The organism is Rhodoferax sp. P2_H8_2, assembly GCF_056403235.1.
Genome location: NZ_JBFUFW010000003.1, coordinates 196,117 through 219,812, shown reverse-complemented (window position 1 = coordinate 219,812; position 23,696 = coordinate 196,117). Strand labels below are relative to the sequence as shown.

General features: G+C 61.2%; 26 protein-coding genes and 1 pseudogene. 10 read left to right on the top strand and 17 right to left on the bottom strand.

Translation table 11 applies throughout. The features are described from left to right. Positions 1-72: 72 nt before the first annotated feature. From AC1DV6_RS06710 to AC1DV6_RS06695, 4 genes and pseudogenes are all read right to left on the bottom strand, one after another. On the bottom strand, positions 73-1,194 hold the full coding sequence (locus AC1DV6_RS06710; protein WP_477976363.1) for an NADH:flavin oxidoreductase/NADH oxidase: 1,122 nt from the start codon (positions 1,192-1,194) through the stop codon (positions 73-75). A 47-nt stretch (positions 1,195-1,241) separates the two neighbouring features. Further along, a complete protein-coding gene (locus AC1DV6_RS06705) occupies positions 1,242-1,568 on the bottom strand; it encodes a DUF805 domain-containing protein (RefSeq protein WP_477976361.1) in 327 nt (108 codons plus the stop codon). A 133-nt stretch (positions 1,569-1,701) separates the two neighbouring features. Continuing rightward, positions 1,702-1,923, bottom strand: a complete 222-nt coding sequence (locus tag AC1DV6_RS06700) for a hypothetical protein (RefSeq protein ID WP_477976359.1) — start codon at positions 1,921-1,923, stop codon at positions 1,702-1,704. Positions 1,924-2,065: 142 nt separating this feature from the next. Next, positions 2,066-2,215, bottom strand: a pseudogene (locus AC1DV6_RS06695) (MFS transporter); the annotation flags it as partial. A 142-nt stretch (positions 2,216-2,357) separates the two neighbouring features. Here AC1DV6_RS06695 and tkt point away from each other — a divergent pair. The 5 genes from tkt (at position 2,358) to fliD (ending at position 8,095) form a co-directional block, all read left to right on the top strand. Next, a complete protein-coding gene (gene tkt / locus AC1DV6_RS06690) occupies positions 2,358-4,430 on the top strand; it encodes a transketolase (RefSeq protein ID WP_477976357.1) in 2,073 nt (690 codons plus the stop codon). A gap of 61 nt (positions 4,431-4,491) precedes the next feature. Beyond that, the gene (gap, locus tag AC1DV6_RS06685; protein ID WP_477976356.1) at positions 4,492-5,490 is read left to right on the top strand and encodes a type I glyceraldehyde-3-phosphate dehydrogenase; all 999 of its coding nucleotides are present in this window, start codon (positions 4,492-4,494) and stop codon (positions 5,488-5,490) included. Positions 5,491-5,724: 234 nt separating this feature from the next. Next, positions 5,725-6,597, top strand: a complete 873-nt coding sequence (rarD, locus tag AC1DV6_RS06680) for an EamA family transporter RarD (RefSeq protein WP_477976353.1) — start codon at positions 5,725-5,727, stop codon at positions 6,595-6,597. Between the two features lie 115 nt (positions 6,598-6,712). Continuing rightward, the gene (locus AC1DV6_RS06675) at positions 6,713-7,210 is read left to right on the top strand and encodes a TlpA family protein disulfide reductase (protein WP_477976352.1); all 498 of its coding nucleotides are present in this window, start codon (positions 6,713-6,715) and stop codon (positions 7,208-7,210) included. 108 nt (positions 7,211-7,318) lie between these two features. Beyond that, positions 7,319-8,095: a flagellar filament capping protein FliD gene (gene fliD, locus AC1DV6_RS06670; protein ID WP_477976350.1), complete on the top strand. Its 777-nt coding sequence runs from the start codon at positions 7,319-7,321 to the stop codon at positions 8,093-8,095. Positions 8,096-8,119: 24 nt separating this feature from the next. On the opposite strand, the gene AC1DV6_RS06665 is transcribed toward fliD, so the two are convergent. Next, positions 8,120-9,151, bottom strand: a complete 1,032-nt coding sequence (locus tag AC1DV6_RS06665; RefSeq protein WP_477976348.1) for a Glu/Leu/Phe/Val family dehydrogenase — start codon at positions 9,149-9,151, stop codon at positions 8,120-8,122. A 145-nt stretch (positions 9,152-9,296) separates the two neighbouring features. On the opposite strand from AC1DV6_RS06665, the gene AC1DV6_RS06660 reads away from it, so the two are divergent. Beyond that, positions 9,297-9,941 (top strand): thiol:disulfide interchange protein DsbA/DsbL, encoded by a 645-nt coding sequence (locus tag AC1DV6_RS06660; protein ID WP_477976346.1) that lies wholly within the window; start codon positions 9,297-9,299, stop codon positions 9,939-9,941. 18 nt (positions 9,942-9,959) lie between these two features. Here AC1DV6_RS06660 and AC1DV6_RS06655 read toward each other — a convergent pair whose 3' ends face one another. The 10 genes from AC1DV6_RS06655 to AC1DV6_RS06610 all read right to left on the bottom strand — a co-directional run bounded on the left by AC1DV6_RS06655 (position 9,960) and on the right by AC1DV6_RS06610 (position 18,353). Next, a complete protein-coding gene (locus AC1DV6_RS06655) occupies positions 9,960-10,811 on the bottom strand; it encodes a hypothetical protein (protein ID WP_477976345.1) in 852 nt (283 codons plus the stop codon). A gap of 15 nt (positions 10,812-10,826) precedes the next feature. Beyond that, positions 10,827-11,690, bottom strand: coding sequence for a PA4780 family RIO1-like protein kinase (locus AC1DV6_RS06650; protein ID WP_477976344.1), 864 nt, complete (start codon positions 11,688-11,690; stop codon positions 10,827-10,829). A 69-nt stretch (positions 11,691-11,759) separates the two neighbouring features. Beyond that, entirely contained in the window at positions 11,760-12,173 is a 414-nt protein-coding gene (locus AC1DV6_RS06645) for a VOC family protein (protein WP_477976342.1), read from the bottom strand. A 66-nt stretch (positions 12,174-12,239) separates the two neighbouring features. Beyond that, entirely contained in the window at positions 12,240-12,956 is a 717-nt protein-coding gene (locus AC1DV6_RS06640; protein WP_477976340.1) for a glutathione S-transferase N-terminal domain-containing protein, read from the bottom strand. A 30-nt stretch (positions 12,957-12,986) separates the two neighbouring features. After that, positions 12,987-14,954: an AsmA family protein gene (locus AC1DV6_RS06635; RefSeq protein WP_477976338.1), complete on the bottom strand. Its 1,968-nt coding sequence runs from the start codon at positions 14,952-14,954 to the stop codon at positions 12,987-12,989. Beyond that, positions 14,951-15,601, bottom strand: coding sequence for an ABC-type transport auxiliary lipoprotein family protein (locus tag AC1DV6_RS06630; RefSeq protein WP_477976336.1), 651 nt, complete (start codon positions 15,599-15,601; stop codon positions 14,951-14,953). Before AC1DV6_RS06630 ends, AC1DV6_RS06635 begins: the two co-directional genes overlap by 4 nt. Beyond that, positions 15,598-16,479 (bottom strand): MlaD family protein, encoded by an 882-nt coding sequence (locus AC1DV6_RS06625; protein ID WP_477976334.1) that lies wholly within the window; start codon positions 16,477-16,479, stop codon positions 15,598-15,600. The genes AC1DV6_RS06630 and AC1DV6_RS06625 overlap by 4 nt, the downstream gene beginning before the upstream one ends. A 56-nt stretch (positions 16,480-16,535) precedes the next feature. Then, a complete protein-coding gene (locus AC1DV6_RS06620) occupies positions 16,536-17,387 on the bottom strand; it encodes an ABC transporter ATP-binding protein (protein ID WP_477976332.1) in 852 nt (283 codons plus the stop codon). Position 17,388: 1 nt separating this feature from the next. Further along, the gene (locus AC1DV6_RS06615) at positions 17,389-18,207 is read right to left on the bottom strand and encodes an MlaE family ABC transporter permease (RefSeq protein WP_477976330.1); all 819 of its coding nucleotides are present in this window, start codon (positions 18,205-18,207) and stop codon (positions 17,389-17,391) included. 5 nt (positions 18,208-18,212) lie between these two features. Further along, positions 18,213-18,353 carry a DUF3096 domain-containing protein gene (locus AC1DV6_RS06610; protein WP_477976328.1) on the bottom strand — a complete coding sequence of 47 codons (141 nt, stop codon included), beginning with the start codon at positions 18,351-18,353 and terminating at the stop codon, positions 18,213-18,215. Between the two features lie 148 nt (positions 18,354-18,501). Here AC1DV6_RS06610 and AC1DV6_RS06605 point away from each other — a divergent pair, with 148 nt between their 5' ends. The 4 genes from AC1DV6_RS06605 (at position 18,502) to AC1DV6_RS06590 (ending at position 22,282) form a co-directional block, all read left to right on the top strand. Beyond that, complete coding sequence (locus tag AC1DV6_RS06605) at positions 18,502-19,323, top strand: alpha/beta fold hydrolase (protein WP_477976326.1); 822 nt, start codon at positions 18,502-18,504, stop codon at positions 19,321-19,323. A gap of 20 nt (positions 19,324-19,343) precedes the next feature. After that, positions 19,344-19,670 carry a plasmid stabilization protein gene (locus tag AC1DV6_RS06600; protein WP_477976325.1) on the top strand — a complete coding sequence of 109 codons (327 nt, stop codon included), beginning with the start codon at positions 19,344-19,346 and terminating at the stop codon, positions 19,668-19,670. A 60-nt stretch (positions 19,671-19,730) separates the two neighbouring features. Then, positions 19,731-20,411 carry a DNA oxidative demethylase AlkB gene (gene alkB / locus AC1DV6_RS06595; RefSeq protein WP_477976323.1) on the top strand — a complete coding sequence of 227 codons (681 nt, stop codon included), beginning with the start codon at positions 19,731-19,733 and terminating at the stop codon, positions 20,409-20,411. Between the two features lie 92 nt (positions 20,412-20,503). Beyond that, positions 20,504-22,282, top strand: coding sequence for a methyl-accepting chemotaxis protein (locus AC1DV6_RS06590; RefSeq protein WP_477976321.1), 1,779 nt, complete (start codon positions 20,504-20,506; stop codon positions 22,280-22,282). Positions 22,283-22,305: 23 nt separating this feature from the next. Here the strand turns inward: AC1DV6_RS06590 and AC1DV6_RS06585 are convergent, their stop codons facing one another. Both AC1DV6_RS06585 and AC1DV6_RS06580 read right to left on the bottom strand, forming a co-directional pair. Beyond that, positions 22,306-22,575 (bottom strand): hypothetical protein, encoded by a 270-nt coding sequence (locus AC1DV6_RS06585; protein WP_477976320.1) that lies wholly within the window; start codon positions 22,573-22,575, stop codon positions 22,306-22,308. After that, a complete protein-coding gene (locus AC1DV6_RS06580; RefSeq protein WP_477976318.1) occupies positions 22,572-23,540 on the bottom strand; it encodes a LysR family transcriptional regulator in 969 nt (322 codons plus the stop codon). The genes AC1DV6_RS06585 and AC1DV6_RS06580 overlap by 4 nt, the downstream gene beginning before the upstream one ends. Positions 23,541-23,696: the final 156 nt, after the last annotated feature.

The following is a 23,696-nucleotide window of genomic DNA, read 5'->3' as shown; positions in this document are numbered from 1 at the left end:
CCGGCCGCTGCGCGGGTCGCTGCCCCCCAAGGGGGCTAACCCCAGCTTGGGGCGCCCCGGCGCTGGGGTTCCTCATCGCGCGACCACCACGGCGGTGGAAAAGACGGCGCCTGCTTCGCGCGGTGGTGCGCGCCAGTAGACCGGATTGGCATCCACCTGTCCGCCCAGCGCGGCAGCGGCTTGCCAGCCCCAGCGTGGCTGGTACAAAAATGCGCGGGCCATGGCGATCAGGTCGGCATCACCGGATTGCAAAATATCTTCTGCCTGCTGCGGCTCGGTAATCAGGCCTACTGCCATCGTTGGCAAGCCGGACGCTTCGCGTACCTGGCGCGCCAGCGGCACCTGGTAGCCCGCAGCCAAAGTGATCTTTTGCAGTGGCGACATGCCGCCGCTGCTGATGTGAATAAAGTCGCAACCTAGTGCTTTAAGGCGTTTTGCGAATTCGGCGCTTTGTTCGCCATCCCAACCGCCTTCGACCCAGTCTGACGCAGACAGACGCAGCCCCACTGGGCCTTTGAACACTGCGCGCACGGCAGCAAATACTTCTAGCGGATAGCGGATACGGTTCTCGAAACTGCCGCCGTAGGCATCTGTGCGCTGATTCGCCAGTGGTGACAAAAATTCGTGCAGCAAATAGCCGTGTGCGTTGTGGATTTCAATGGCGTCGATGCCCATCGCATAGGCCCGCTGCGCTGCGACGACAAAGGCATCGCGCACGCGGTCAAGCTCGGCCTGGGCCATTGCGGTGGGAGAGGTTTCGCCATCCTTGTAAGCCGTGGCGCTGGGTGCAAAGGTTTCCCAACCGCCCTGATCACCTGGCAACTGCTGCGCGCCCTGCCAGGGCAGCGCACTGGAGGCCTTGCGCCCCGCATGTGCCAGCTGGATGCAAACGGCGGTGTGTGGTGCGAGCTTGCGGGCGCGGTGCAGCTTGTCCGCAAGCGCACGTTCGGTTGTCTCGTCCCACAGACCCAGGCATGCCGGTGTGATACGCCCCTCTGGCGTGACAGCCGTCGCCTCGATAGTGAACAGGCCCGCGCCGCTGTTGAGCAGGTTGCCCCAGTGCATCAAATGCCAGTCGGTGGCGCAACCGTTGACGGCCGAGTACTGGCACATCGGTGCCACGACAATGCGGTTCGGAAGCGTCAGACCACCGCGGTGAGAAGGGAGTGTGTAGGGAGTGAAAAGCAGGCTCATGCGGTGAGCATAGCCCAGCGCAAAAGCCCTTGCAGGTCAGCCCGCTTTCACTCGGTAGCGGCGGTGGTGGTGGTGGTTGTAGCTGGCTGTGCCAAAAAGATGATGATGATGATCCAGCCGAGGAGGGGGACCAGCCACAACAGCTGCCACCAGCCGCTACGTTGGGTTTCGCGCAGGCGTCGGGTTCCTACGGCAAGCCCCGGTACCAAGGTGCCCAAGGAGAACACCACGCCCAGCATGGGACTGACGGCAGAGATGACGAAGTTGGCCACGACGCAGAACAATGCAAACCACCAGTACTCGGGGCGCGATGCCATGCCGGTGAAATCGGCGTACTTGGTAAAACAGGTTTTGACAGACTCCTGGAAATTCATCGCTCGGCTCCCGATAGTGATTGGATGGCCAGCATCGTAGACGATAAATGGCCAAATTGGCTACTAACGCCCGTATGAATTGCGTGACCAGCTATCAAAAGATGAGCGACCGGTGCCCCGGTCAGCGTGAAAGTCAGCCCTTTTTGGAGCCCACCAGCAACAGTGCCGCGCCGACTGCGATGGCAGCTACGCCCGCCCAGACCGGCACATTGATGGTTTCTTTTTCCTTGACGGAAAACTCTATCGGACCGAGTTTCACGTCATGTGTGTCCTTGGTGTAGCTGAAGCTGCCGTACAGCAGGCCCAGTACGCCGGCGACGATCAGTGCCAGTGCGGCGATTCTCAGAGAGTTCATGCTGTTTCCTTTGGATAGGGTTGCAGGGTAACACCCGGTGCCCTCATGTCTGTGCGTTTGACAACGGTTCGGTGGGTTTTGCGCCGTCGCGCACCAGCCAGGCGCTTAGTAAGGCGGCCACTGCCGCAAACCCCGCCCCCACCAGCATCGCCGTCTCGGAAAACTGCAAGTCCGCGCGTATGGAAGGCAGCGCCACATCCACAATGGTGGTGTCCAGCACGATCATCAGCGTGCCCAGGCACAGCACCATCAGGGCCAGCCAACGGGTGCGGGCGTCCAGTGTCGAGTTCACAAAAGAGTTCCCTTCATTCCAGCCCCGCACTGTACTGGCCCTTGTGTGGCCTACCCGTAACCCGACCCCCAAATTGCCCCGGTAAAATGGTGGGCTAACCCCAGCCCACCCCTCTCTTATCTACTCCGGAGTCGCTTGCCCCATGGCCCTCACGCAAAACCCCCAACAAATGGCCAACGCGATCCGCGCCCTGGCAATGGATGCCGTCCAACAGGCCAATTCCGGCCACCCCGGCGCGCCCATGGGCATGGCCGATATGGCGGTAGCCCTGTGGGGTGAGCACCTGAGCCACAACCCGACCAACCCCCACTGGATGAACCGCGACCGCTTCGTGCTGTCCAACGGCCACGGCTCCATGCTGATTTATGCGCTGCTGCACCTCACCGGCTACAAGCTGCCGATGAACGAGCTGAAGAACTTCCGCCAGCTGCACAGTAAGACCGCTGGCCACCCCGAGTTCGGCATCACCCCCGGCGTTGAAACCACCACCGGCCCGCTGGGTCAGGGTGTGACCAATGCGGTCGGCATGGCGTTGGCCGAAAAGCTGCTGGCTTCCGAGTTCAACCGCGAAGGCCACACCGTGGTCGACCACCACACCTACGTGATGCTGGGCGACGGCTGCCTGATGGAAGGCATCAGCCATGAAGCCGCATCGCTGGCCGGTGCATGGAAGCTCAACAAGCTGATCGCGCTGTACGACGACAACGGCATTTCGATTGACGGTCAGGTCACCCCCTGGTTTGCCGACAACACTGCATTGCGCTTTGTGTCCTACGGCTGGAATGTGATTGGCCCCATCGACGGCCACAACCCGGCGCTGGTGTCCAAGGCGATTGCCGATGCGAAGGCACATACTGAGCACCCCACGCTGATCATCTGCAAGACGCATATCGGCAAGGGCAGCCCCAACCGCGCCAACACCTCCAAGGCCCACGGCGAGCCGCTGGGCGCTGAAGAAATCAAGCTCACACGCGCGGCACTGGGTTGGGATTCCGCACCGTTTGTGATCCCCAAGGAAATCTACGCCGACTGGGATGCCAAGGAAAAAGGCAAGGCGGCAGAAGCAGCCTGGAACGTCAAGTTCGCCGCCTACAAAGCCGCCTACCCTGACCTCGCCAAAGAACTGGTGCGCCGCATGAAGGGCGACCTGCCGAAGAACTTTGTACAGACCGCGGTGGATACCGTGATCGGCGCGCACCAGAAGGCCGAGACCGTGGCTAGCCGCAAGGCATCGCAACTGGCGCTGGAGTCTTTCACCGCCGCGCTGCCTGAAATGTTGGGCGGCTCTGCCGATCTGACCGGCTCCAACCTGACCAACACCAAGAGCACGCCCAGCCTGCGCTTTGATGCGCTGACCGGTGCAGTCGTCAAGAACGAAGCGGGTCAAGGTGGTCGCCACATCAACTACGGCGTGCGCGAATTCGGTATGGCCGCGATCATGAATGGCGTTGCGCTGCACGGTGGTTTCATCCCCTACGGCGGCACCTTCCTGACCTTCAGCGATTACAGCCGCAACGCGATCCGCATGGCTGCGCTGATGAAGATCCGTGTGGTGCATGTGTTCACGCACGACTCCATTGGCCTGGGCGAAGACGGCCCGACGCACCAGTCCGTCGAGCACGCTGCATCGTTGCGCTTGATCCCGAACCTGGACGTATGGCGCCCGGGCGATACCGCAGAAACGGCTGTCGCCTGGACCGTCGCTTTGCAAAATACAGCCAAGCCCACCGCGCTGCTGCTGTCCCGTCAGAACATCAGCTACGCACCCAAGGGTGATTCGGCTGCGGCTCCTGACGCCAGCGGTCTGGACGCTATAGCCAAGGGCGCTTACGTGCTGGCCGAACCGACCGAAGTCGGCATCAACAAAAAGGCACAGGCCGTCATCATTGCTACCGGCTCCGAAGTGCAACTGGCACTGAAAGCGCAAGAGCTGCTGGCCCAACGCAAGATTGCAGTGCGCGTGGTCTCCATGCCCAGCACCACCACCTTCGACAAGCAAAGCGCTGCCTACAAGCTGGAAGTCCTGCCCGCAGGCATCCCCCGCGTGGCGGTGGAAATGGGCTCCACCGACGGCTGGTGGAAATACGGCGTCTCTGCCGTTGTCGGCCTCGACACTTTCGGCGAGTCTGCGCCCGCACCGGTACTGTTCAAACACTTTGGCTTCACACCCGAGAACGTGGCCGACACTGTGCACAAGGTGCTGCTGCGCAAGTAATCGGAACGTAACCCGCTGGCCAAAACATCCTGCAAAATCATTTCTTCTTTAAGGGGCTCCCATGACGATCAAGATTGGTATCAACGGCTTTGGCCGTATCGGACGCAACGTGTTGCGCTCAGCTATTCAAAACTTCAGCGATATCGAAGTCGTTGCAATCAATGACCTGCTGGAGCCCGAGTACCTGGCCTACATGCTGCAATACGACAGCGTGCACGGCCGCTTCAAGGGAACCATTGCGGTCGAGGGCAACACCCTGATCGTCAATGGCAAGAAGATCCGTTTGACACAGGAAAAAGACCCAACCGACCTGAAATGGAATGAAGTCGGTGCCGACATCGTGATCGAATCCACCGGCATCTTCCTGGACAAGGCCGGTGGCGAAAAGCACCTGGCAGCGGGCGCGAAGAAGGTCATCTTCTCCGCACCTTCCAAGGATGACACCCCCATGTTTGTCTACGGCGTGAACCACGCCACCTACAAGGGCGAAGCCATCATCTCCAACGCATCCTGTACCACCAACTGCCTGGCTCCGCTGGCCAAGGTTGTGCATGACAAGTGGGGCATCAAGCGTGGCCTGATGACGACGGTACACGCTGCAACCGCCACACAGAAGACAGTGGACGGCCCATCCAACAAAGACTGGCGCGGTGGCCGTGGCATTCTTGAAAACATCATTCCTTCTTCCACTGGCGCTGCCAAGGCCGTGGGCGTGGTGATCCCTGAGCTGAACAAGAAGCTCACTGGCATGTCCTTCCGCGTGCCTACTTCTGATGTGTCTGTGGTCGACCTGACTTGCGAGCTCAACAGCCCCGCTACGCTGGCTGAAATCTGCGCCGAGATGAAGGCACAGTCGCAAGGCGCGCTGAAGGGCGTGTTGGGCTACACAGAAGACAAGGTCGTTGCGACCGACTTCCGCGGCGAGACTTGCACCAGCGTGTTTGATGCGGATGCCTCCATTGCTTTGGACGGCACCTTCGTCAAGCTGGTGAGCTGGTATGACAACGAATGGGGCTACTCCAACAAGTGCCTGGAGATGGTTCGCGTCGTCGCCAAGTAATTCTGTTTGCGTTCTGTCTAAGGGGCGAGGGGTCTTCTCTCGCCCCTTTTTCATGCGCGCGAAGTCCTCTCTTTTGCCCGCTGACGGCACTGGGTAAGCCTCGAATAAAGGAGGAGGTCCCTCACGGGCCGGGGGACATTTGCGAAGGGGAGTACCCGACACGCATGATCCGGAAATAATGCTGCCATCACCATGCAAACAATGCCTCGACAACACGGCGCATAAAAACAATCCATGAACCGTGGCATTCTTTACGCCGCCCTGGCCTATACCTGTTGGGGCCTGTTCCCCATCTACTTTCATCTTCTGGCAGAGATCCCTGCTCTGGAAGTGGTGATGCACCGCACCGTCTGGTCATTGGTGTTTTTGCTCGGCTTACTGCTGGTGCGCAAGCACTGGGCGTGGCTGCCTGAGCTGCTGTGCAAACCGCGCATATTGGCAGCGTTTGCGCTGTCTGCGCTGCTGCTGTCTGCCAACTGGTTGATGTATGTCTGGTCTGTGCAAAACGGGCATGTGCTCGATGCGAGCCTGGGTTACTTCATCTTGCCTTTGGTCAACGTGGCGATGGGCTATGTACTGCTGCGTGAGCGACCCCGCCCATGGCAGTGGGTGGCAGTGGGGCTGGCCAGCGCCGGTGTGCTGTGGCTCACGGTGCAGGCCGGGCATTTGCCGTGGATTGCGTTGTTTCTCGCGTTCACTTTTGGTTTCTACGGCCTGCTGCGCAAGATCGCCACGCTGGGTGCGCTCGAAGGGCTGGCGCTGGAGACCATGATTCTGGCGCCGTTGGCACTTGCCGCCTTGGGCTGGTGGGCTGGTCAAGGCCAGGGCGTGCTGGTGCAGGGTGATATGCGAATGCTGGGTTTGCTGCTGCTGGCCGGGCCGCTGACCGCCATTCCGCTGCTGCTGTTTGCCGCTGGCGCGCGGCGTGTGCCGCTGACCACCATGGGCATCCTGCAGTACATCTCGCCGAGCCTGCAGTTTGCGTTGGGCGTCTGGATGTTCGGCGAGCCGTTTGAACACGCGCGCTTTGCCGGGTTCGCGTTGATCTGGGCGGCGCTACTGGTGTACAGCGCCGAAGGCTGGTGGCGCAGCCGCAGTCTGGGATGAAATAGTCCGCGGATGCCCGCCAGTAAAGCGTGAGCAGCTACCAAAATTATAGCGACCCCGTGGGTGTAAGGAATGCGCTGTTGGCCCGACCAATGGCAACAACGAATCCTCACCTATGCCCACCACCTACCTCTCCTCTTTGCGTCTGACCTATGTCTTGCTGATGTTCTGCGCGCTGCTATGCGGCGCGTCGGCCCAGGCGCAAAGCGCCGCAGCGCCGCCACTGTTGACACAGGCCACCACGCTGGAGGGCGCAAGTTTTGACCAATCCGCTCTCAAGGGCAAAGTGGTCATGCTGTTTTACTGGTCTACGCGTTGCGCGGTGTGTCGCTCGCACTTGCCTGAGTTGCGCGCCAATATGCTGGGCTGGCGTAACAAGCCCTTTGTATTGGTCACCGTCAACGTGGATAACGATGCGACGGAATGGCGCGCCTACGAGCATCTGGTGACCCAAACGCAATCTGCGCGCCCGGTGGTGCTGTGGTCGCCAGGGCAAGTCGCCGCCAAACTGCCGCTGACGCTGGTGCTGGATACGAACGGCAAGGTATTTGCCCGGCATGAAGGCCGTATTGCCCCCGAGGCCTGGGACGCGGTGGCCGAGATACTGCCTTAGTGGCGCTTTGCAAAGCAGGCAGGGGCAGCCGTCAGACCACAAATGGACCGTGGTTGCGTACCAAATACTTGCACAGCCTGAGGGGCAAAGGTGTATCGTGGTGGTCTTATGTCACTGACTATCGCCCAACTGGTCAACAACGCCACTGCTGGTAATCTGAGCAGTGGCCAGACCGCCAACCAAACGGCAGCGCAAACCACCGCCAATTCCACCACGGCCGCAAGCCCTGCCTCCAAGGCGATGGACAAGGCGACCGCCCGTATTCAGACACAGCTCGACACCACCACGGCCCAGCTTTCCTCTTTTGGCAAGCTCAAATCTGCGGTGTCGAACCTGCAGCTCGACGCAAAAAGCCTTGCTGCCACCACCCCCCAGTCCAGCGTTGCGAATGTGCGCGCTGCGGCCAGCAACTTTGCCGCCAGTTTCAGCGCCGCGGTGATCACAGCAAACGCCACCGCCAATCTTTCCAGCGCTTCGGCGCTGGAGTCCAGCAACGCCCGCCGTGTGACGCGCGATCTGGGAAATGCCCTGTCTGGCAACACTGCGGTTGCGGATGCAGCGAAGAAGCTGGGCTTCAAGCTGGAGTCGGACGGCACACTGACCGTTGATGCGAAGAAATTTGACGCGGCGCAAAAAGCCGATCCGGCTGCAGTGCAGGCCTCGTTGGTCAAGCTTGCGCAGGCTGTGGAGAAATCCGCCAGCAACGAATTGACCGCTGGTGGCGTGGTCAATGGCTCGATTGCGTCGTTGAACCAGCGCTCCACCACCCTGAAGACCCAACAGAGCGCGATACTCGCCGCGGTGAAGCAGTTGTCCGCCAGTCAGACCACGTTCGGCTCGAACACCGGCTACGTGGGCTACGGTTTGTCGGCCTACCTCAAGTAGGCCTCCGCCAAACCGTATTCAGGCTTAGCGCTGGAAGCGCGCCTGCGCCACTTCGTCGGCCACTACGCTGGTTGCGCGGCCTTCCTTGTCGGCACGTGTGAATACTTCCGTCAACGTGTCGCCGATCTCGCGCACATGTGCCTCGACATCGGCTTCCGGTTTCTTCAGGTATTCGTAGCAAACCTTGATGATGCCGCCGGCGTTGATCACAAAGTCCGGCACATACAAGACGCCCTTCTGGCGCAACTGTTCGCCAATCTCGGCCGTGGCCAATTGGTTATTCGCTCCGCCCGCAATGATGCTGGCTTTCAGGCGCGTAAGCGTGTTCGCGTTCAGCGTGGCGCCCAGTGCGCAAGGTGCGTAAATATCAGCTTGTGCGTCGTAGATCGCATCCACATCCACCACGGTCGCGCCAAACTCGGCACGCGCGCGGTCCAGCGCGGCGGTGTCAATGTCGGCAACGATCAGCTTGGCTCCCGCAGCGTGCAGGCGGCGTGCGTAGTCATAGCCCACGTGGCCCAGGCCCTGCAAAGCAACCGTCAGGCCCTCAAAGCTGTCGCGCTTCAGGTGGTGTTTGATGGCGGCTTGCGCACCGACAAAACAGCCCAGTGCGGTGAACGGTGACGGGTCGCCGCTGGCGCCCAGACCGGCCACGTAAGTAGTCTTTGTGGCCACATGCGCCATATCGGCGGGGCTGGTGCCCACGTCTTCGGCGGTGATGTAACGCCCGCCCAAACGCTCTAGCGCTTCGCCCAGTGCTTCAAACAGCGCAGGGGTCTTGTCAGTCTTGGGATTGCCTATGATCACGCTCTTGCCGCCGCCAATCGGCAGGCCGGCGACAGCGTTCTTGTAGGTCATGCCGCGCGAGAGGCGCAGCACATCGTTGACGGCCAGCGCTTCGGTCGCGTAGTTCCACATGCGGCAACCGCCCATTGCAGGCCCAAGGTTGGTGTTGTGGACGGCGATGATGCCTTTGAGGCCTGCCTTGGCGTTGGAGACGAAGACCACTTGTTCGTGGTCGTCAAAATTGAGTTCGTTGAAGATGAAAGCGCTCATGCTGTTTGGGTAAAAAAGCGTTGTAAGGGTGCGGGTCGGAGCGGGTAGCTCCGGGGCACGGCGTTGGCCGGGTAAGGCCGTTGGAAGTATAGGGGAGTGCGCTTTGGAGATAATGCGGCGCATTACTACCGATGCGAGGTCATACGTGAAACGCCGTCAATTTTCTGTCCAGCTCGCCGCCGCCAGCCTGGGCTTGCCTTTTTTGAACACCGCTCAAGCGCAAGCAGCGCCCACGGAGGGCACTGAGTACATGAAGATGCGCACCCCGGTGCCAGTCACGCCGCCCGCCGGCAAGGTCGAGGTGGTGGAGTTCTTCTCCTATGCCTGTCCACATTGCGCAGAGTTCGAACCCGCGCTGGATGCCTGGATCAAAAAGCTGCCGCCTGAGGTGTACTTTCACCGCGTTCCCGTCCCGTTTCTGGCCAATATGGCGAATTTCCAGCCGCTGTACTACGCGCTGGAAGAATTGCGCCTGGTCGACACGCTGCAGGCAAAGATTTTCAAGGCCGTTCACCAGGACGGCCAGCGCCTTGCAACACCCGATGAGATCGCCGCCTTTTTGACGAAAAGCGGCGTCGATGCCACCAAGGTCATGGCCGCGTTCAATTCCTTTGGTGTGCGCAGCAAAGTGATGCGCGGTACCCAACTGGTCAACGAATATCAGCTGGAGTCAGTGCCCATGCTCGCGGTGCAGGGTCGGTACCAGACCTCGCCGGCGATGGCCCGCAGCAGCGAAGGCGCCCTGCGCACGACCAGCTTTTTGGTGCAACGGGTGCGCAGCGGCAAATAAACGGTACGCCGCGCTGGCTCAGCGGTTGTCCGCAGCCCAGCAGTTGGCCTCGGTGCGCAGATCGTTGTGCACCCAGTATTCGTTGCCGCCCGCAAGCTGGAAGACACCGCCCAGGCTGGCCGCAGCGGCCACGCGGTGGCCAGCGCCCAACGCTTGTTCGCAGGCCTTGTCGGCTGCGCTGCGGGTGGCGAAATCGCTGCCACGGAAGGCGTCCGGTGTGGCCGACACCTCCAGCCACCGGCTGTTGCCTTCATCGACCACGACTCCACACGCCAGTGGCCGAGGTGTAGCGCAGTTCTGCGGTTTGACACACTTAAAGCCACAGTTGTTCAGATCGGCTGGCGTCGCAGGTACCGCCACTACGCTACCTGACGCACCGGTCGATGCGGGAAAGCCGCCGAGCACGCGGGCATTGGCTTCCAATTGGGCCGGAATGTCGGCCTCGGACTTCAACACCTCGCCACGGCAAAACCGGCCCACTTGCACTGGAGAAGTAGCGCTCACGCAGTCATAGAAAATGCCGTTGTCTGAGCGCACCAGTGGCACATACGTCAGGCGCACCGCGCGTCCGTCCACCTTGGCATCCAGTTCCACCAGGAGCGTGGTGTCGGCTTGCAGTGACCAGGCCTTGACGCCGCTGTTCTTGGGCACAGCGGGCAGGGCCCAATCGCCTGGCCCGGCGGGTTTCTTGTTTTTCATGAAGTACTGCATCAGCGGCCGCATCAGCACGGCCGAGTTCTCGGCAGACCAGGTCTCGTAGCGCTCCAGATTGATGCGCGAAGACTCTGACCCCAGCCGACTCCAGCTAAACAGTATCAGCAGCGGTACACATACCGCCAGCAGCAAACCCCATCCCCGCATCCGTGTCATCGTCCGTTCCTTTTTTCAGTGGGTAGTCGCTGCCATGCGCAGTCTTCGCGCTTCGTTCTCGGCCCGTGCATCGTCAATCTCGCGCAGCACGGCCTGCATGTCTACATTGGCGGTGGAGCGTTCGAAGTGGCCGGTCAGCGGTGTTTCGTTGCTGAGCAGGCCGCCCTGGTAAAGGCTCCAGATCTCGGGGCCAAAGTCGGTCTTCAAAAGCTCCGGCGCAAACTGGCCAAAGAAGTCACGCAAGTTCGCTACGTCGCGCAACAGCATGCGTTGTGCGTGGTTGTTGCCGGCGGCGTCAACCGCCTGCGGTAAATCAATGATCACCGGGAAGTCGACATCGTCTGCGCTTGCCAGCAGGATGTTGAACTCTGACAAATCTCCGTGCACCACGCCGGCGCCGAGCATGCGTACCACTTCGCCAATCAGCGTCGCGTGGTGTTGCAGCGCTTGTTCCGCGGTGAATGCCACATCGTTGAGTCGTGGCGCGGCATCGCCATTCGCATCGGTCACCAGCTCCATCAGCAAGATCCCGTCATGGAAGTTGTAGGGCTGCGGTACGCGTACGCCAGCCGCAGCCAGCCGGTACAGCGCGTCCACCTCGGCGTTTTGCCAGGCGGCCTCCTGCTCCTGGCGGCCAAACTTCGTGCCTTTGGCCATGGCGCGCGCGGAGCGTGAATTCTTAACTTTGCGGTTCTCGGTGTAATCCACTGCCTGTCGAAAGCTGCGGTTGTTGGCTTCCTTGTAGATCTTGGCGCAGCGCGTGTCGTCACCCACACGCACCACAAACACCATGGCTTCCTTGCCACTCATCAGCTGGCGTACCACCGTATCGATCAGGCCTTCTTCAATCAGGGCTTGGAGGCGTGGCGGAGCTTTCATACAGCTAATGTACGCGGCTGCACCTTGGGGCGGCCTGGATCAGGGCCGCAACTGCCATGTACCTGCAGCTTATGCGGGAATGGACACCATCCAGCCCACACCAAATTTGTCTTCCACCATGCCAAAACATGGCGACCAGAAAGTCTTGGCCAGCGGCATCTTCACATGGCCTTCGTCGGCCAGCGCGTTGAAGAAGCGCGTGGCTTGCGCAATGTCGTCTGCGGTGACCGACAGCGTGAAGCCCTTGAAGTCACCAGCCACATTGCTGTTGCCGTCAGACACCATGACGTCGGTCTTGCCGAAGCGCAAGGTCGCATGTGTCACTTTTTCTTCGAAACCCGCAGGCAGCATGCCGGGTGGCGTGGACTCGGGGGTTTCGTTGTTGCGCATCAGAAATTGCAATTCGGCATCGAGCGCTTTTTTGTAGAAGTCGATCGCTTCGTCGCAGCGACCATTGAAAAACAGATAGGCTCCAACTTCCATGTCGTTCTCCTTTCACAACAAAAACGCCTGTTTACACCCGTAGAACGTGCGTAAACAGCTATCAAATCAGGAGCGAGCGGGAATCACCAAGCCGCGCACCACGGCCGGTCGTTCCACAAACGCCGCCAATACGCGCGCCACGTTCGGGAAATCGGCAAAGCCCACCAGATCGCCCGCTCCGTAAAAACCAATCAGATTTCGAACCCACGGAAAAATCGCAATGTCTGCAATCGTGTATTCGTCGCCCATGATCCAATTGCGCCCGGTCAGGCGCTGCTCCAGCACGGCCAGCAAACGCTTGGATTCGTTCACATAACGGTCGCGCGGGCGCTTGTCTTCAAAGTCTTTGCCCGCAAACTTGTGGAAAAAACCGAGTTGCCCAAACATCGGCCCGATGCCGCCCATCTGGAACATCACCCATTGCAGCGTTTCGTAGCGGCCTGCGGCGTCCTTGGGAATGAACTGCCCGGTCTTCTCGGCCAGGTACACCAGGATCGCACCCGACTCGAACAGTGCCAGTGGCTTGCCGTCGGGACCATTCGGGTCCAGGATCGCCGGGATCTTGTTGTTCGGGTTCAGCGACAGAAACGCGGGCGACATCTGGTCGTTGGTTTCAAAGCTCACCAGGTGCGACTCGTAGGGCAGACCGATTTCTTCCAACAGGATGGACACCTTCACACCATTGGGCGTGGGCAGCGAATAGAGCTGCAGCCGCTCAGGGTGCTGCGCGGGCCATTTGGCGGTGATGGGATGGGTGAAGGGGGTGGTGGTTGCAGTAGTCATGGCAAGGATTCTGGCGAAAAAGCAATTTGCCTACTTGGCCAAGGTCTTCGCATCGCGCACCAGTTGGCCGCAATCGCTGTCGGCGCCAGGGCCGGCGTCAACCAGCGGGATCAGCGCCAAAAATGGATTGATGATGCCCAGGGCGACAGCACCCGCCGCGCGTATCGCGACCTGGCCCTTGTCCACGCCCACATTCGGCTTGGCGAAGTTGCCGCGCACATAGATCGGGCTGCGCAGCGCCACCGGGCTGGTGTTCTTGGTCCGCTGGTTCAGCAGCAGGTTGAATTGCTCCTGCTGCAAGTCAATGCTGCCGCTGCCAAACAGCGTGGTCACTTCGGTGTCAAACACCAGTGCATTGGTCTGCATGATGCCCTGCTTCACATCAAAGTCAGCCACTACACAGCGCAACTTGACCTGCTTGTCGCCAGTCAATGTGAGTGTCAGGATTTCCCATACGTGCAGGCCCGCCTTCTCCATCAGCATGCGGCTGATTTCCCCGCCGGATACGACCACCCCCATCTTGCCGTTGGACGCGCCCAATATGCTGCCAACCGAGTTGCCGCTACCCGACAAATCAAAGTCACCGTTGAGCTCCCCCAGGCTTTTCTTGGTCAACTCGACCGTGGGGAACAGCTTGGACAGCAGCAGCTTGCGTGCGCGAAACTTGGCTTTCGCCTGGATCGGTTTGGCTTTGCCATCCAGCGTGATGTTGGCGCGCAATGTGCCACCCGCAAAGCCGAATTCCAGTGGCTCCAGTGTCAACACCTCGTCCTGCATCTTCAGGTGCACTTGCAGGTCTTCAATCGGCAACTCCTTGGCGCGCGCAACCGTCTTGGCCTGCAGCTTCACGTCCGCGTCCACCGAATCCCAGCGCTCGGTATGGAACGGCATATCGGGCAACACACGCGCTTTCGGCGGCGTCTGTACAGGCGCCGACGTCGCGGGCGCTGGAGGTTGTGCAGCGGCTTGTGCTTGCGCCACGCTGCCGGGCCGCGAGCCAATCATGGGTCCCAAATCGTCCAGCGCCAGAGTTTCTGAACGCAGATCGCCGGTCAACATCGGGCGCTTGCCACCGGTGACCACTTGCACAAAGCCTGCGATATCGCTGGCCCCAACGCGCCCGGTGAATTTCTCGTAGCGCCAAGTCGTGTCGTGGTGCAGCAGGTGGCCCTCGGTCGTGTACGGCTTGGTCACCGGGAACGCAATGCCCAAGAGCGGATACAGCTGCTCCAGGCTCTCGCCCTTCAGCGCCATCTGCATGTCTACCGCAGTCAGTGCCAGGAGGCCGGTCACGGTGCCGTCCAACTTCAATTGCGTGCGCCCAAATGTCGCCTCGCCCTTCAGCGGATAAGGCTGTGTGGTGTCGCGCAGCGCCAGCACCGGGCCGCCCTTGCCTTGCGCCTTGAGAGGCACTCCGCGGAACTGGCCTTGCGCGGTAAAGCTCAAGTCGGTTGCGCCCTCGCTGGCGGTTGCGTTCGATGTAGACAGCTCGCTGCGTATGCTGGTTTTTTCCGCTTTGTCGTCATAGCCCAGTGTGCCGTGGTCCAGCAAAATACGGCCGTACCAGATGCGCGCGTCCTCATCCTGTTGACCCAGGTCCAGCAGCCAGCTCTTGCGTCCATCCGCTGCCTGCTCCAGAAACACCGCCGCATGGTCCAGCACCACTTCCGGGAGCGCGACCTTGCGCACAAACAGTTGCGACAGGTCCAACGCGACTTCCACGCCCTGCGCGGACAGCATTTTTTTCTCTTGCGCCCAATCAGGATTGGCAAACTCCACACCGTCAGCGCGCAGGCGCGCCACGGGCCAGCCGAACTTCACGGTCAGGTCGCCCTCAATCTGCAGCGCACGCCCGGTCTTTTCCTGCACGTAGTTTTCCAGCGGCTTGCGCGCCCAGTTCCAGCCATACAGCGAGATCAGCAGCACGACGATCAGGATCAAGGTCACCAGACCGGAGATGACCACGGCAAGAGCGCGAAGCAAGGTAGAAGGTTTCATGATGGTGTTGTCCTCGGTTGTTCCGCCACGAATTGCGCCAGCTCAGCCAATACCGTTTGCACGGCTTTGTTGGCGGCTGCCACGCCACTTTGCGGCGTGTCGGTGGCAGATGCGGCCTCGCCGCGGAACTCGCGCCATGCCAGCACACGGCGCGTCTGGTTGTCCAGCAAAAAGGCGCGCAGTGTGAACTGCACTTTGCTGGGGCTGGTCTGAAAATTGTGTTGCAGCTGGACGATCTCCGTCTCCAGACGTACGTCACCGGTCGCGCCCGCAGGCATCACCACCACCGCGCCAAAAACACCCGTGTTTTGCATGGCAGTGGCCAGCAATGGCCCCAGCATGCGTGCTGGTGTATCTACCCATTCGCTGCGCGCAAAGTATTCCAGCTGGTGGTCATTGCGTACATAGATGATGCGTTGGTGGTCAAAGCCCGCAGCAGCACGCGTGGGCGTGATGATCAGCGTGGGCAGCTTGCGCATAGTGCCGTCGCTTGCACGCGGTAGGGCACTGGCAGGTGCAGCCTCCAGCGCATAAAACGCAGGTGGCTCCACGGTGCTGGGCTTGAGCAGACTGCAAGCGCTCAAGGCCGCAACGCCCAGCGCTGCAAGCAGGCGCGTGGCCCGCCAAGAGTAAGTGTTGTGGGTCATCGCGCCCCTCCTGTTTCGCCGGGGCCTTCAGGCACCGGTGTACGTCCAAAAATCAGGCCACGCGGATCGCGCCGGGTCTGGTCGGTCAACTGGCGCAGCGAGCCGCTCAGCGTGCTCAGCTCGCCCAGCAGACGCTCCAGCTCGGGCAGCGTTTCCATGCTGAAGTGCTTCACATCGGCACCAATCACATCCACAGTCTTGCCCGCGCTGACGCTGGTTTTGGAGACCTCGGTGCCCATCTTGTCTATCGAGTCCGCGGCCCGGTTCACGCGGTCGGCCAGGTCCGTCAGCTTGGCGCTGGCCTGCGCGGTGTTCTTCAATGTGGTGGCGCCATCGACCAGGCCGCTGTCTATCTTGTCTTTGCGCGCGGCCACGGTGCGCGTCACGACCGCGATGTCTGCCAGCGCGCTGCGAAACGCCGCCTGGTTCTCGGGGCTCAGGATCGCGCTGATGCTGGTGGAGGTGCTGTCCAGTTTGGCCAGCACACTGGTGAGTATGTTTTCCAGACGCGCCGCCAGCGAAGGCTTGGTCTGGATTTGCGGGTATCTTTCATCGCCCTTGGCCACCAGCGTGGGCGATGTCACGCTGCCGCCGTTCAGCTCCACATAGGCAATGCCGGTCAGCCCCTGCGTCCGCAGCACCGCAATCGTGTCTTCCTTGACTGGCGTGCCGCGCTCAATCGCGAACAGCAGGTTCACGCGCTGCGGGTTGGTCCTGTCCAGTGAGATGGTCTGCACCTTGCCCACATCCACGCCGTTGTATTTGACCGGCGCGTCGATGTTCAGCCCCGCAACCGACTCGTCTTCCACGGCCAGGTAGACATCGTATTTTTTCTGCCATGCGCCGCCCGAGGCCAGCCACAGCAAGACGGCGACCAATACAGCGCCCAGTCCGAGGACGAATGCCCCGATCAGCGCATAGTTGACTTTGGTTTCTATGATGGCTCCCCGGCAAGCTCTTTGGCTTGCGTTTGTGTTTGTATTTGTGTCTTTGCGCCGGCCTGTCCTTGCGCAGTACGTGCGCGCGGCCCTTCAAAAAATGCACGTACGGCGGGCTTGTCGCTTTTCTCCAGCTCGGCCATAGCGCCCACCGCTTGCACCGTGCCGTCAGCCAACACCGCCACGCGGTCGGCCACTTGCCAGAGCATGTCCAGGTCGTGCGTGATCACCACCACCGTCAGGTTCAGCGTGTCGCGCAGCGTGCGCACCAGTTCGTCAATGCCTTCGGCGCTTTGTGGGTCCAGCCCTGCCGTGGGCTCGTCCAGAAACAAAAGCTCCGGCTCCAGCACCAAGGCGCGTGCCAGCGCGGCGCGCTTCAACATGCCGCCGCTCAATTCGGAAGGTAATTGGTCAGCCACTTCGGCAGCCAGTCCCACGGCCTCCAGCTTCGCGCGTGCGATGGTGTCGACTTCTGCGTCGCTCATCGTGCGGTGTTCGCGCAATGGCAAGCCGATGTTCTCCAATACGTTGAGCGAACCAAACAGGCCGCCATGCTGAAACAGCACACCAAAGCGCTGGCGTAGCGCAAGTGCCGCGTCGTCATCCATATCCGCCAAATTGGTGTCCAGCACGCGCACCGTACCTTCGCTGGGCGTTTGCAACAAAATCATTTCGCGCAGCAACGTTGATTTGCCGGTACCGCTGCCACCAATCACGGCGAACACTTCGGCCTTGCGTATTTGCAAATTAATCCCGTTGTGCACCACATGGCTGCCAAAGCGCGTGACCACGCCCTGCATTTCAATCGCCATGTCGGAGGTGTTGGTTGGGGTGGTCGGCGCTGGCATGTCAGAGATCCAGAATGCTGAAGGCGATCGAGAACAGTGCGTCCGCAAGAATCACCAGAAAGATGGACTGCACCACCGCGCGCGTGGTTTGCCGCCCCACGCTGTCGGCCCCGCCCTTGGTGCGAAAGCCTTGAAAGCAGCCGATGACAGAAATGATTACGGCAAACACTGGCGCCTTGCCAATGCCCACCATGTACGAAGTCGTGCTCACCGCATGCGGGAACCGGTCCAGAAACGCGCTGAAGCTGATGCCCAGTTGTGCGCGCGCCATCAGCATGCCGCCCGCAACGCCCAGCACGTCGGCAAATACGGTCAGCAATGGCATCGCAATCAGCAGCGCAATCAGCTTGGGCAGCACCAGCATTTCCAGCGGGGCAATGCCCAGCGTGCGCATCGCATCCACCTCTTGCGTCACCTGCATCGTGCCGATCTGCGCGGCGTAGGCCGAGCCGGAGCGCCCGGCAATGATGATCGCGCTCATCAGCGGCGCAAACTCGCGCAGCATCGACAAGCCTACGAGGTCAGTGACGTAAATATTGGCGCCGTACTGGCGCAACTGGTCCGCACCCTGGTAGGCCACCACGATGCCCAGCAGAAACGACAGCAGGCCCACGATGGGCAGCGCGTCCAGCCCGGCCGTGCGCAGATTGAAAAGAATCGGCCGCCAGCGAATACGTGGCGGATGTGTCACCCAACCCAGCAGGGCCAGCGCACTCTCGCCCACAAAGCTGAGCAACGCAAAGCACTGCTCCCATGCGCTCGCCGCACCTTTGCCCACACTTTCCAGTGTCGGGAACGCCGGTGCTGCGGTGTCTGCCATGCGAATCAACGCAGGCCGAACAGACCCACCAGCCCAATGATGATCAGGTACAGCGCCACGATGTAGTTCAACAGGCGCGGCACGACCAGGATAAGAACCCCAGCGATCAACGAGATCATGGGCGTCAGGACGAGATTCATGTTCATGGGAACTCCACAGAAAGGAGTCCATCGTGCTGTGTCGGGGCTTTTATTTCTGTGCGCTGCACCACCAAGCTACGTGCTTCACCGTACAGAAATGCAAACCGTTGCATCGCACCATTGCCATGTTGCAACCAAATTTCGAGGTCCCGCCATGCACCACGTCACCACCCCCGACAAAACCACGCTCTACGTCAAGGACTGGGGCGCAGGCAAGCCCGTCATCCTGATGTCCGGCTGGCCTTTCTCTTCTGACAGTTGGGACGATCAGGCCATGGTTCTGGCAGGCTCCGGCTACCGTGTCATCGCATACGACCGCCGTGGCTTTGGCCGCTCGTCGCAGCCCTGGGGCCCGTATGACTACGACACGCTGGCCGATGATCTGGCCACAGTCATTACGCAAACTGGTGCCGTCGATGCGACGCTGGTCGGCTTCTCGATGGGCGGTGGCGAAGTCGCGCGCTACATGTCGCGCCACGGTGGCAAGTCGGTCGTCAAGGCCGCGCTGATTTCTTCCATCGTGCCCTGCATGCTGCAGTCCGACAGCAACCCCTCGGGTGTGGAGCAAGCCGCGTTTGATGGCATGGCTGAGCAAATGCGTACCGATCGCGCGCAGTTTTTCCACGGTTTCTTCAAAGACTTTTTTGGCGTGAGTCTGCTGTCGCACCCGGTCAGCGCCGAGTTGATTGACTGGGCGCGCAGCCAGGCGATGCAAGCCAGTCTGCGTGCTACGCTGGAATGCGCGAAGTCGTTTGCCACGACCGACTTCCGCGGTGAACTCTCGGCCTTCAACGTGCCTACATTGATCATCCATGGCACAGAAGACGCCACCGTCCCCATCGCCGCCACGGCTCGCCCCGCGCACGCAGGTATCGCCCAATCCACACTGATTGAATACGACGGCGCGCCGCACGGCCTTTTCGCCACGCACAAGCACCGCCTGAGCGAAGACCTGCTGGACTTCATTCGCCGATAAGCGCCAGGGAGCTAACCACCATGCCGCAAAAAGCCTGGAGCGCCAAACGCGAACGCCAATACGCGCACATCAAAGAGAGTCTGCTGGAGCGCGGCAAGCCCAAGCCACTGGCCGAAGAGATCGCTGCCCGCGTCGTTAACAAGGAGCGCGCGCAGCATGGCGAATCCAAAGAGGCCAGCGCCTCGTCGCTCAACGACATGTCATCCGGTCGCCGCGGCGGCCTGCGCTCGCACAAAGGTGCGGGCGGGCGTACCGTGCTGCAGTTGCGCAATGAGGCGCGTCAGCGCGGCATCAAGGGCCGTTCAGCGATGAACAAGGCGCAACTGGAAAAAGCATTGAAGCGCTAACTGCCCCTGTTTTAGGTTCTTGCAGCTTGATACTGTTGATAAAAACAGTACCATTACGGCATGATCCCGCTCTCCCTTTTTGACGACCCGCCACCCGAAGCAGACGCCGCGCGCGTAGACATGTCGCCCGGCGCGGTGCTAATGCGCGGATACCTGGGCGAGGGCGATGCGGAGTTGTTGCAGGCAGTGGAGTCGGTGATGGCGCAATCGCCGCCGAAGCATTGGCAGACGCCGAGCGGGCATTTCATGTCGGTGGCCACCACGCGCTGCGGCCCGGTCGGTTGGGTGCCAGGGCCTGACGGTTACCACTACGCTGCGCAGCACCCACGTACCGGCGAGCATTGGCCCGCGATGCCCGGCTGCATGATGGACTTCGCGATTGCCGCCGCTACCGACGCCGGCTACCCAGACTTCGTGCCCGACTCCTGTTTGATCAACCTCTATGTGCCCGGCGCCAAGTTGGGTATGCACCAGGACAAAGACGAACGCGATCTGCGTGCGCCTGTCGTCTCGCTATCGCTGGGCTTACCGGCCACGTTTTTGTGGGGCGGCTTTGAACGCGTGGGCAGCCCCGAGCGTTATCGGTTGGTGCATGGCGATGTGGTGGTGTGGGGCGGGCCGTCGCGCTTGCGGTATCACGGTGTGTTGCCGCTGGCCGATGGCGAGCATGCGCTGGTGGGGCGTCGCCGTTTGAACGTGACGTTTCGCCGCGTGTGGCCGCCAGAAATGTCACCGCGTTAACTGCGGCCCTGGGGCTGTTTTGCCCTGCTTATTGGTCTTGCTTATATTCTGCGCCGGCGCACAATGCGAGCAGAACCATAGAGGAGACAAAAATGAGCAACCTCACAATCGGTGCCAAGCTCAAGGCCGCGTTCGCCGCGGTTGCGTTGTTGGCAATTCTTCAAGGCATGTTCGCGCTGCAGCGTGTCTCCATCCTGCATGACTCGGTCTCTGATCTGGCCGACAACGTATTGCCCAGTATCGTCCTGCTGTACAAGGCGCAGGGCAAGATGAACGACATGCGACGGCTAGAAACGCAGATGCTGCTGGCGGAAGACAAAGAGGTGGCCGCGCTCAAGACGCGCATTGAAACTGCCTATTCCGATGGCCAGGCACTGCTCAAGCAATACGAGCCCATGATCGTGGACAACGAAGACAAGCGCCTGTTTGGCGATGTGAGCACCAAGTTTGAGGCGTACCGCAACGTCAGCACCAAACTCGCGGCGCTGGCAGCCGGTGGCGAAGAAGGCCGCAAGAACGCGACAGCGCTGTTGTTTGCCGATTCGCGTGCCACCTACACCGCCTCCAGCACGGCCTTTGCCGAGCACGTCAAATACAACGAAAAGCTGGCCACACAATCGGGTGACCACGGCAAGACCGCTGCCAACGCCGCCAAGACAGGCACCTGGGTCGCGCTGGTCATCGTCGTCGTGCTCGCTGGCATCCTGGGCCTCACGGCAACCAATATGGTGGTGGGGCCGGTGAACCGGGCCACTGCTGCGGCCTCTGCCGTTGCCGCCGGTGATTTGACGCAAAGCATTGTGAGCCGCGGTGGCGACGAGCTGGCCAAGCTGTTGCGCAATATCAGCGAGATGCAGCAAAGCCTGATCAAGACAGTCTCTTCGGTGCGCAGCGGCGCTGAAGGGGTATCCACCGCCAGTGCCGAAATTGCGCAAGGCAACCAGGATCTGTCATCGCGTACCGAGAGCCAGGCCAGTGCGCTCGAAGAAACCGCCGCCAGCATGGAAGAACTCTCCGCCACCGTGAAGCAAAACGCCGACAGCGCGCAGCTGGCCAACAAGCTCGCGCAAAGCGCCAGCACTGTCGCCATTCAGGGCGGTCAAGTGGTGGGCCAGGTGGTCGAGACCATGAAAGGCATCAACGAATCGTCGCGCAAGATCTCCGACATCATCAGCGTCATCGACGGTATTGCGTTCCAGACCAACATCCTGGCGCTCAATGCGGCAGTAGAAGCTGCCCGTGCCGGTGAGCAGGGCCGCGGCTTTGCAGTGGTGGCTTCCGAAGTGCGCAGCCTGGCCGGACGTTCTGCCGAAGCCGCGAAGGAAATCAAGAGCCTGATCGGTGCCAGCGTGGAGCGCGTGGAGCAAGGCACGACGCTGGTCGACAAGGCCGGCGAAACCATGACCGAGGTGGTTGCCAGCATCCGCCGTGTGACTGACATCATGGGCGAGATCAGCGCCGCCAGCAGCGAGCAATCGCAAGGTGTTTCACAAGTCGGCGAGGCCGTGCAACAAATGGATCAGGTCACCCAGCAAAACGCCGCGCTGGTGGAAGAAATGGCCGCTGCAGCCAGCAGCCTGAAGGCGCAGGCCGCCGATCTGGTGCAGGTCGTGTCGGTCTTCAAGCTCGATGACAACGCTGCTGCGATGGCGCCGCGCCACAGTGCGCCGCGCAGTATCCCGCGCGCGCCCGCTGCCTTTGGCAGCAACCCCACAGCCCGCGCCGGCAAGCCCATGTCCGAGCGCATGGGCGCCAAGGCGCCAAGTCCGAGCCCGAGCCCGCAGGCTCCCCGCAAGCTTTCAGCGCCTGTCGCCGCCGCCAAAGTCTCCAAGCCCGCTGCTGGCGATGAAGACGACTGGACGACCTTCTAAGCCGCTCGCCGCCGCGTTAAGCCTTAGTTACTTCCGCGTTTGACGACGGACCAACCGGCTTGCCGGTTGACCTTGTTGTTCTCGTATTCCCAGATCGTGCCGCAGCGCTCGCAGCGGTATTTGGTGTGCACCACCGTGCCGTGCCGGTGCGCTACGGAGCGGTTGGTGCCCTGCATCAGCTCTGGGTGCCCTTTGGTGCCGCGCCAGTTGCGCTGAATGCCCGCGCACGACTCGCACAGGCCTTCGTTGTCGTTGGCTATGGGTTCTGGCTTGGGGCTGGTTTCTTGGTTCATGGGGTAGATTGTCCTCCACTGCCCGTGAGCGTGGGCTGTATCAAGCCGGCCAGCCGCCGCACTGTCATCTCCACAAACGCTGTCACCGCGCGCGGCACATGGCGCCGGCTTGGGTAAACCACATACAGATTCCCCACGCTGCTGGCCACGCCCGGCAATACCGGCACCAACGTGCCCGACTGCAAGCTGTCTTGCAACGAGCCCATCGGTAACAGGCAAATGCCCAGGCCACCAAGTGCCGCTTTCTTCTGTGCGGGCCCGGTGCTGGCGCTGAACCGCCCGCTCACCGCAACCTGCACCGGGCCGTCGGGCCCCACCAGTCGCCATGTGGTCGGCCCGCTTTGGCCCACTGCGCGAATGCAATCGTGCGCTGCCAGATCGTCCACCGTGCGCGGCGTGCCGCGCGCAGCCAGGTAGGCGGGGCTGGCCGCCAGCGTCAAGTAGCCACTGGCCACCTTGCGCGCCACCAGGCTGGAGTCGGGCAGCTCCGCGCTGCCGCGAAACGCCACGTCGATGCCCTCGCCGATGAAGTCCGCCATGGCATCACTCAATACAAACTCCAGCTGCACGCCGGGGTAGCTGTCCAAAAACTCCGTCACCCACTCCATCGGGAAGAAATCAAAAAACCCGGCCGATGCCGCCACGCGGATAGGGCCCTTGGGCGCCTGGTTGTCACCGGCCAACTGGCTGGCCGCGTTGTTCAGCGCGTCAATCTGCGCGGCGCATTGGTCAAACAGTGTGCGGCCTGCATCCGTGAGCGTCAGCTTGCGGGTCGTGCGTTGCAGCAGGCGCGCTTGCAACGTGTCTTCCAGCTGCGCCACCTGGCGGCTCAGCGTGGTCGGCGGCATGCCCAGGCGGCGCGACGCTTCGGCAAAGCTCCCGGCTTGCACCACCTGCACAAACAGCGCCATCTGGTTCAGGTCAAGCATGGCAATGGCCCCCACGGTCGCCCACTTCGTGTGCATCCCTGCCCCCCAAAGGGGGCTGTTTCCCCTTGGGGCGGCCCGGCGGTGATTCCTAACGAAAACGGCATAGTGAATGTCAATTGTGGCGTCTACACAAGTAATAGGGCAAGCCCTAATCTTCAGACATCGCATTCATTCACCGCTTCAGGAGCCACA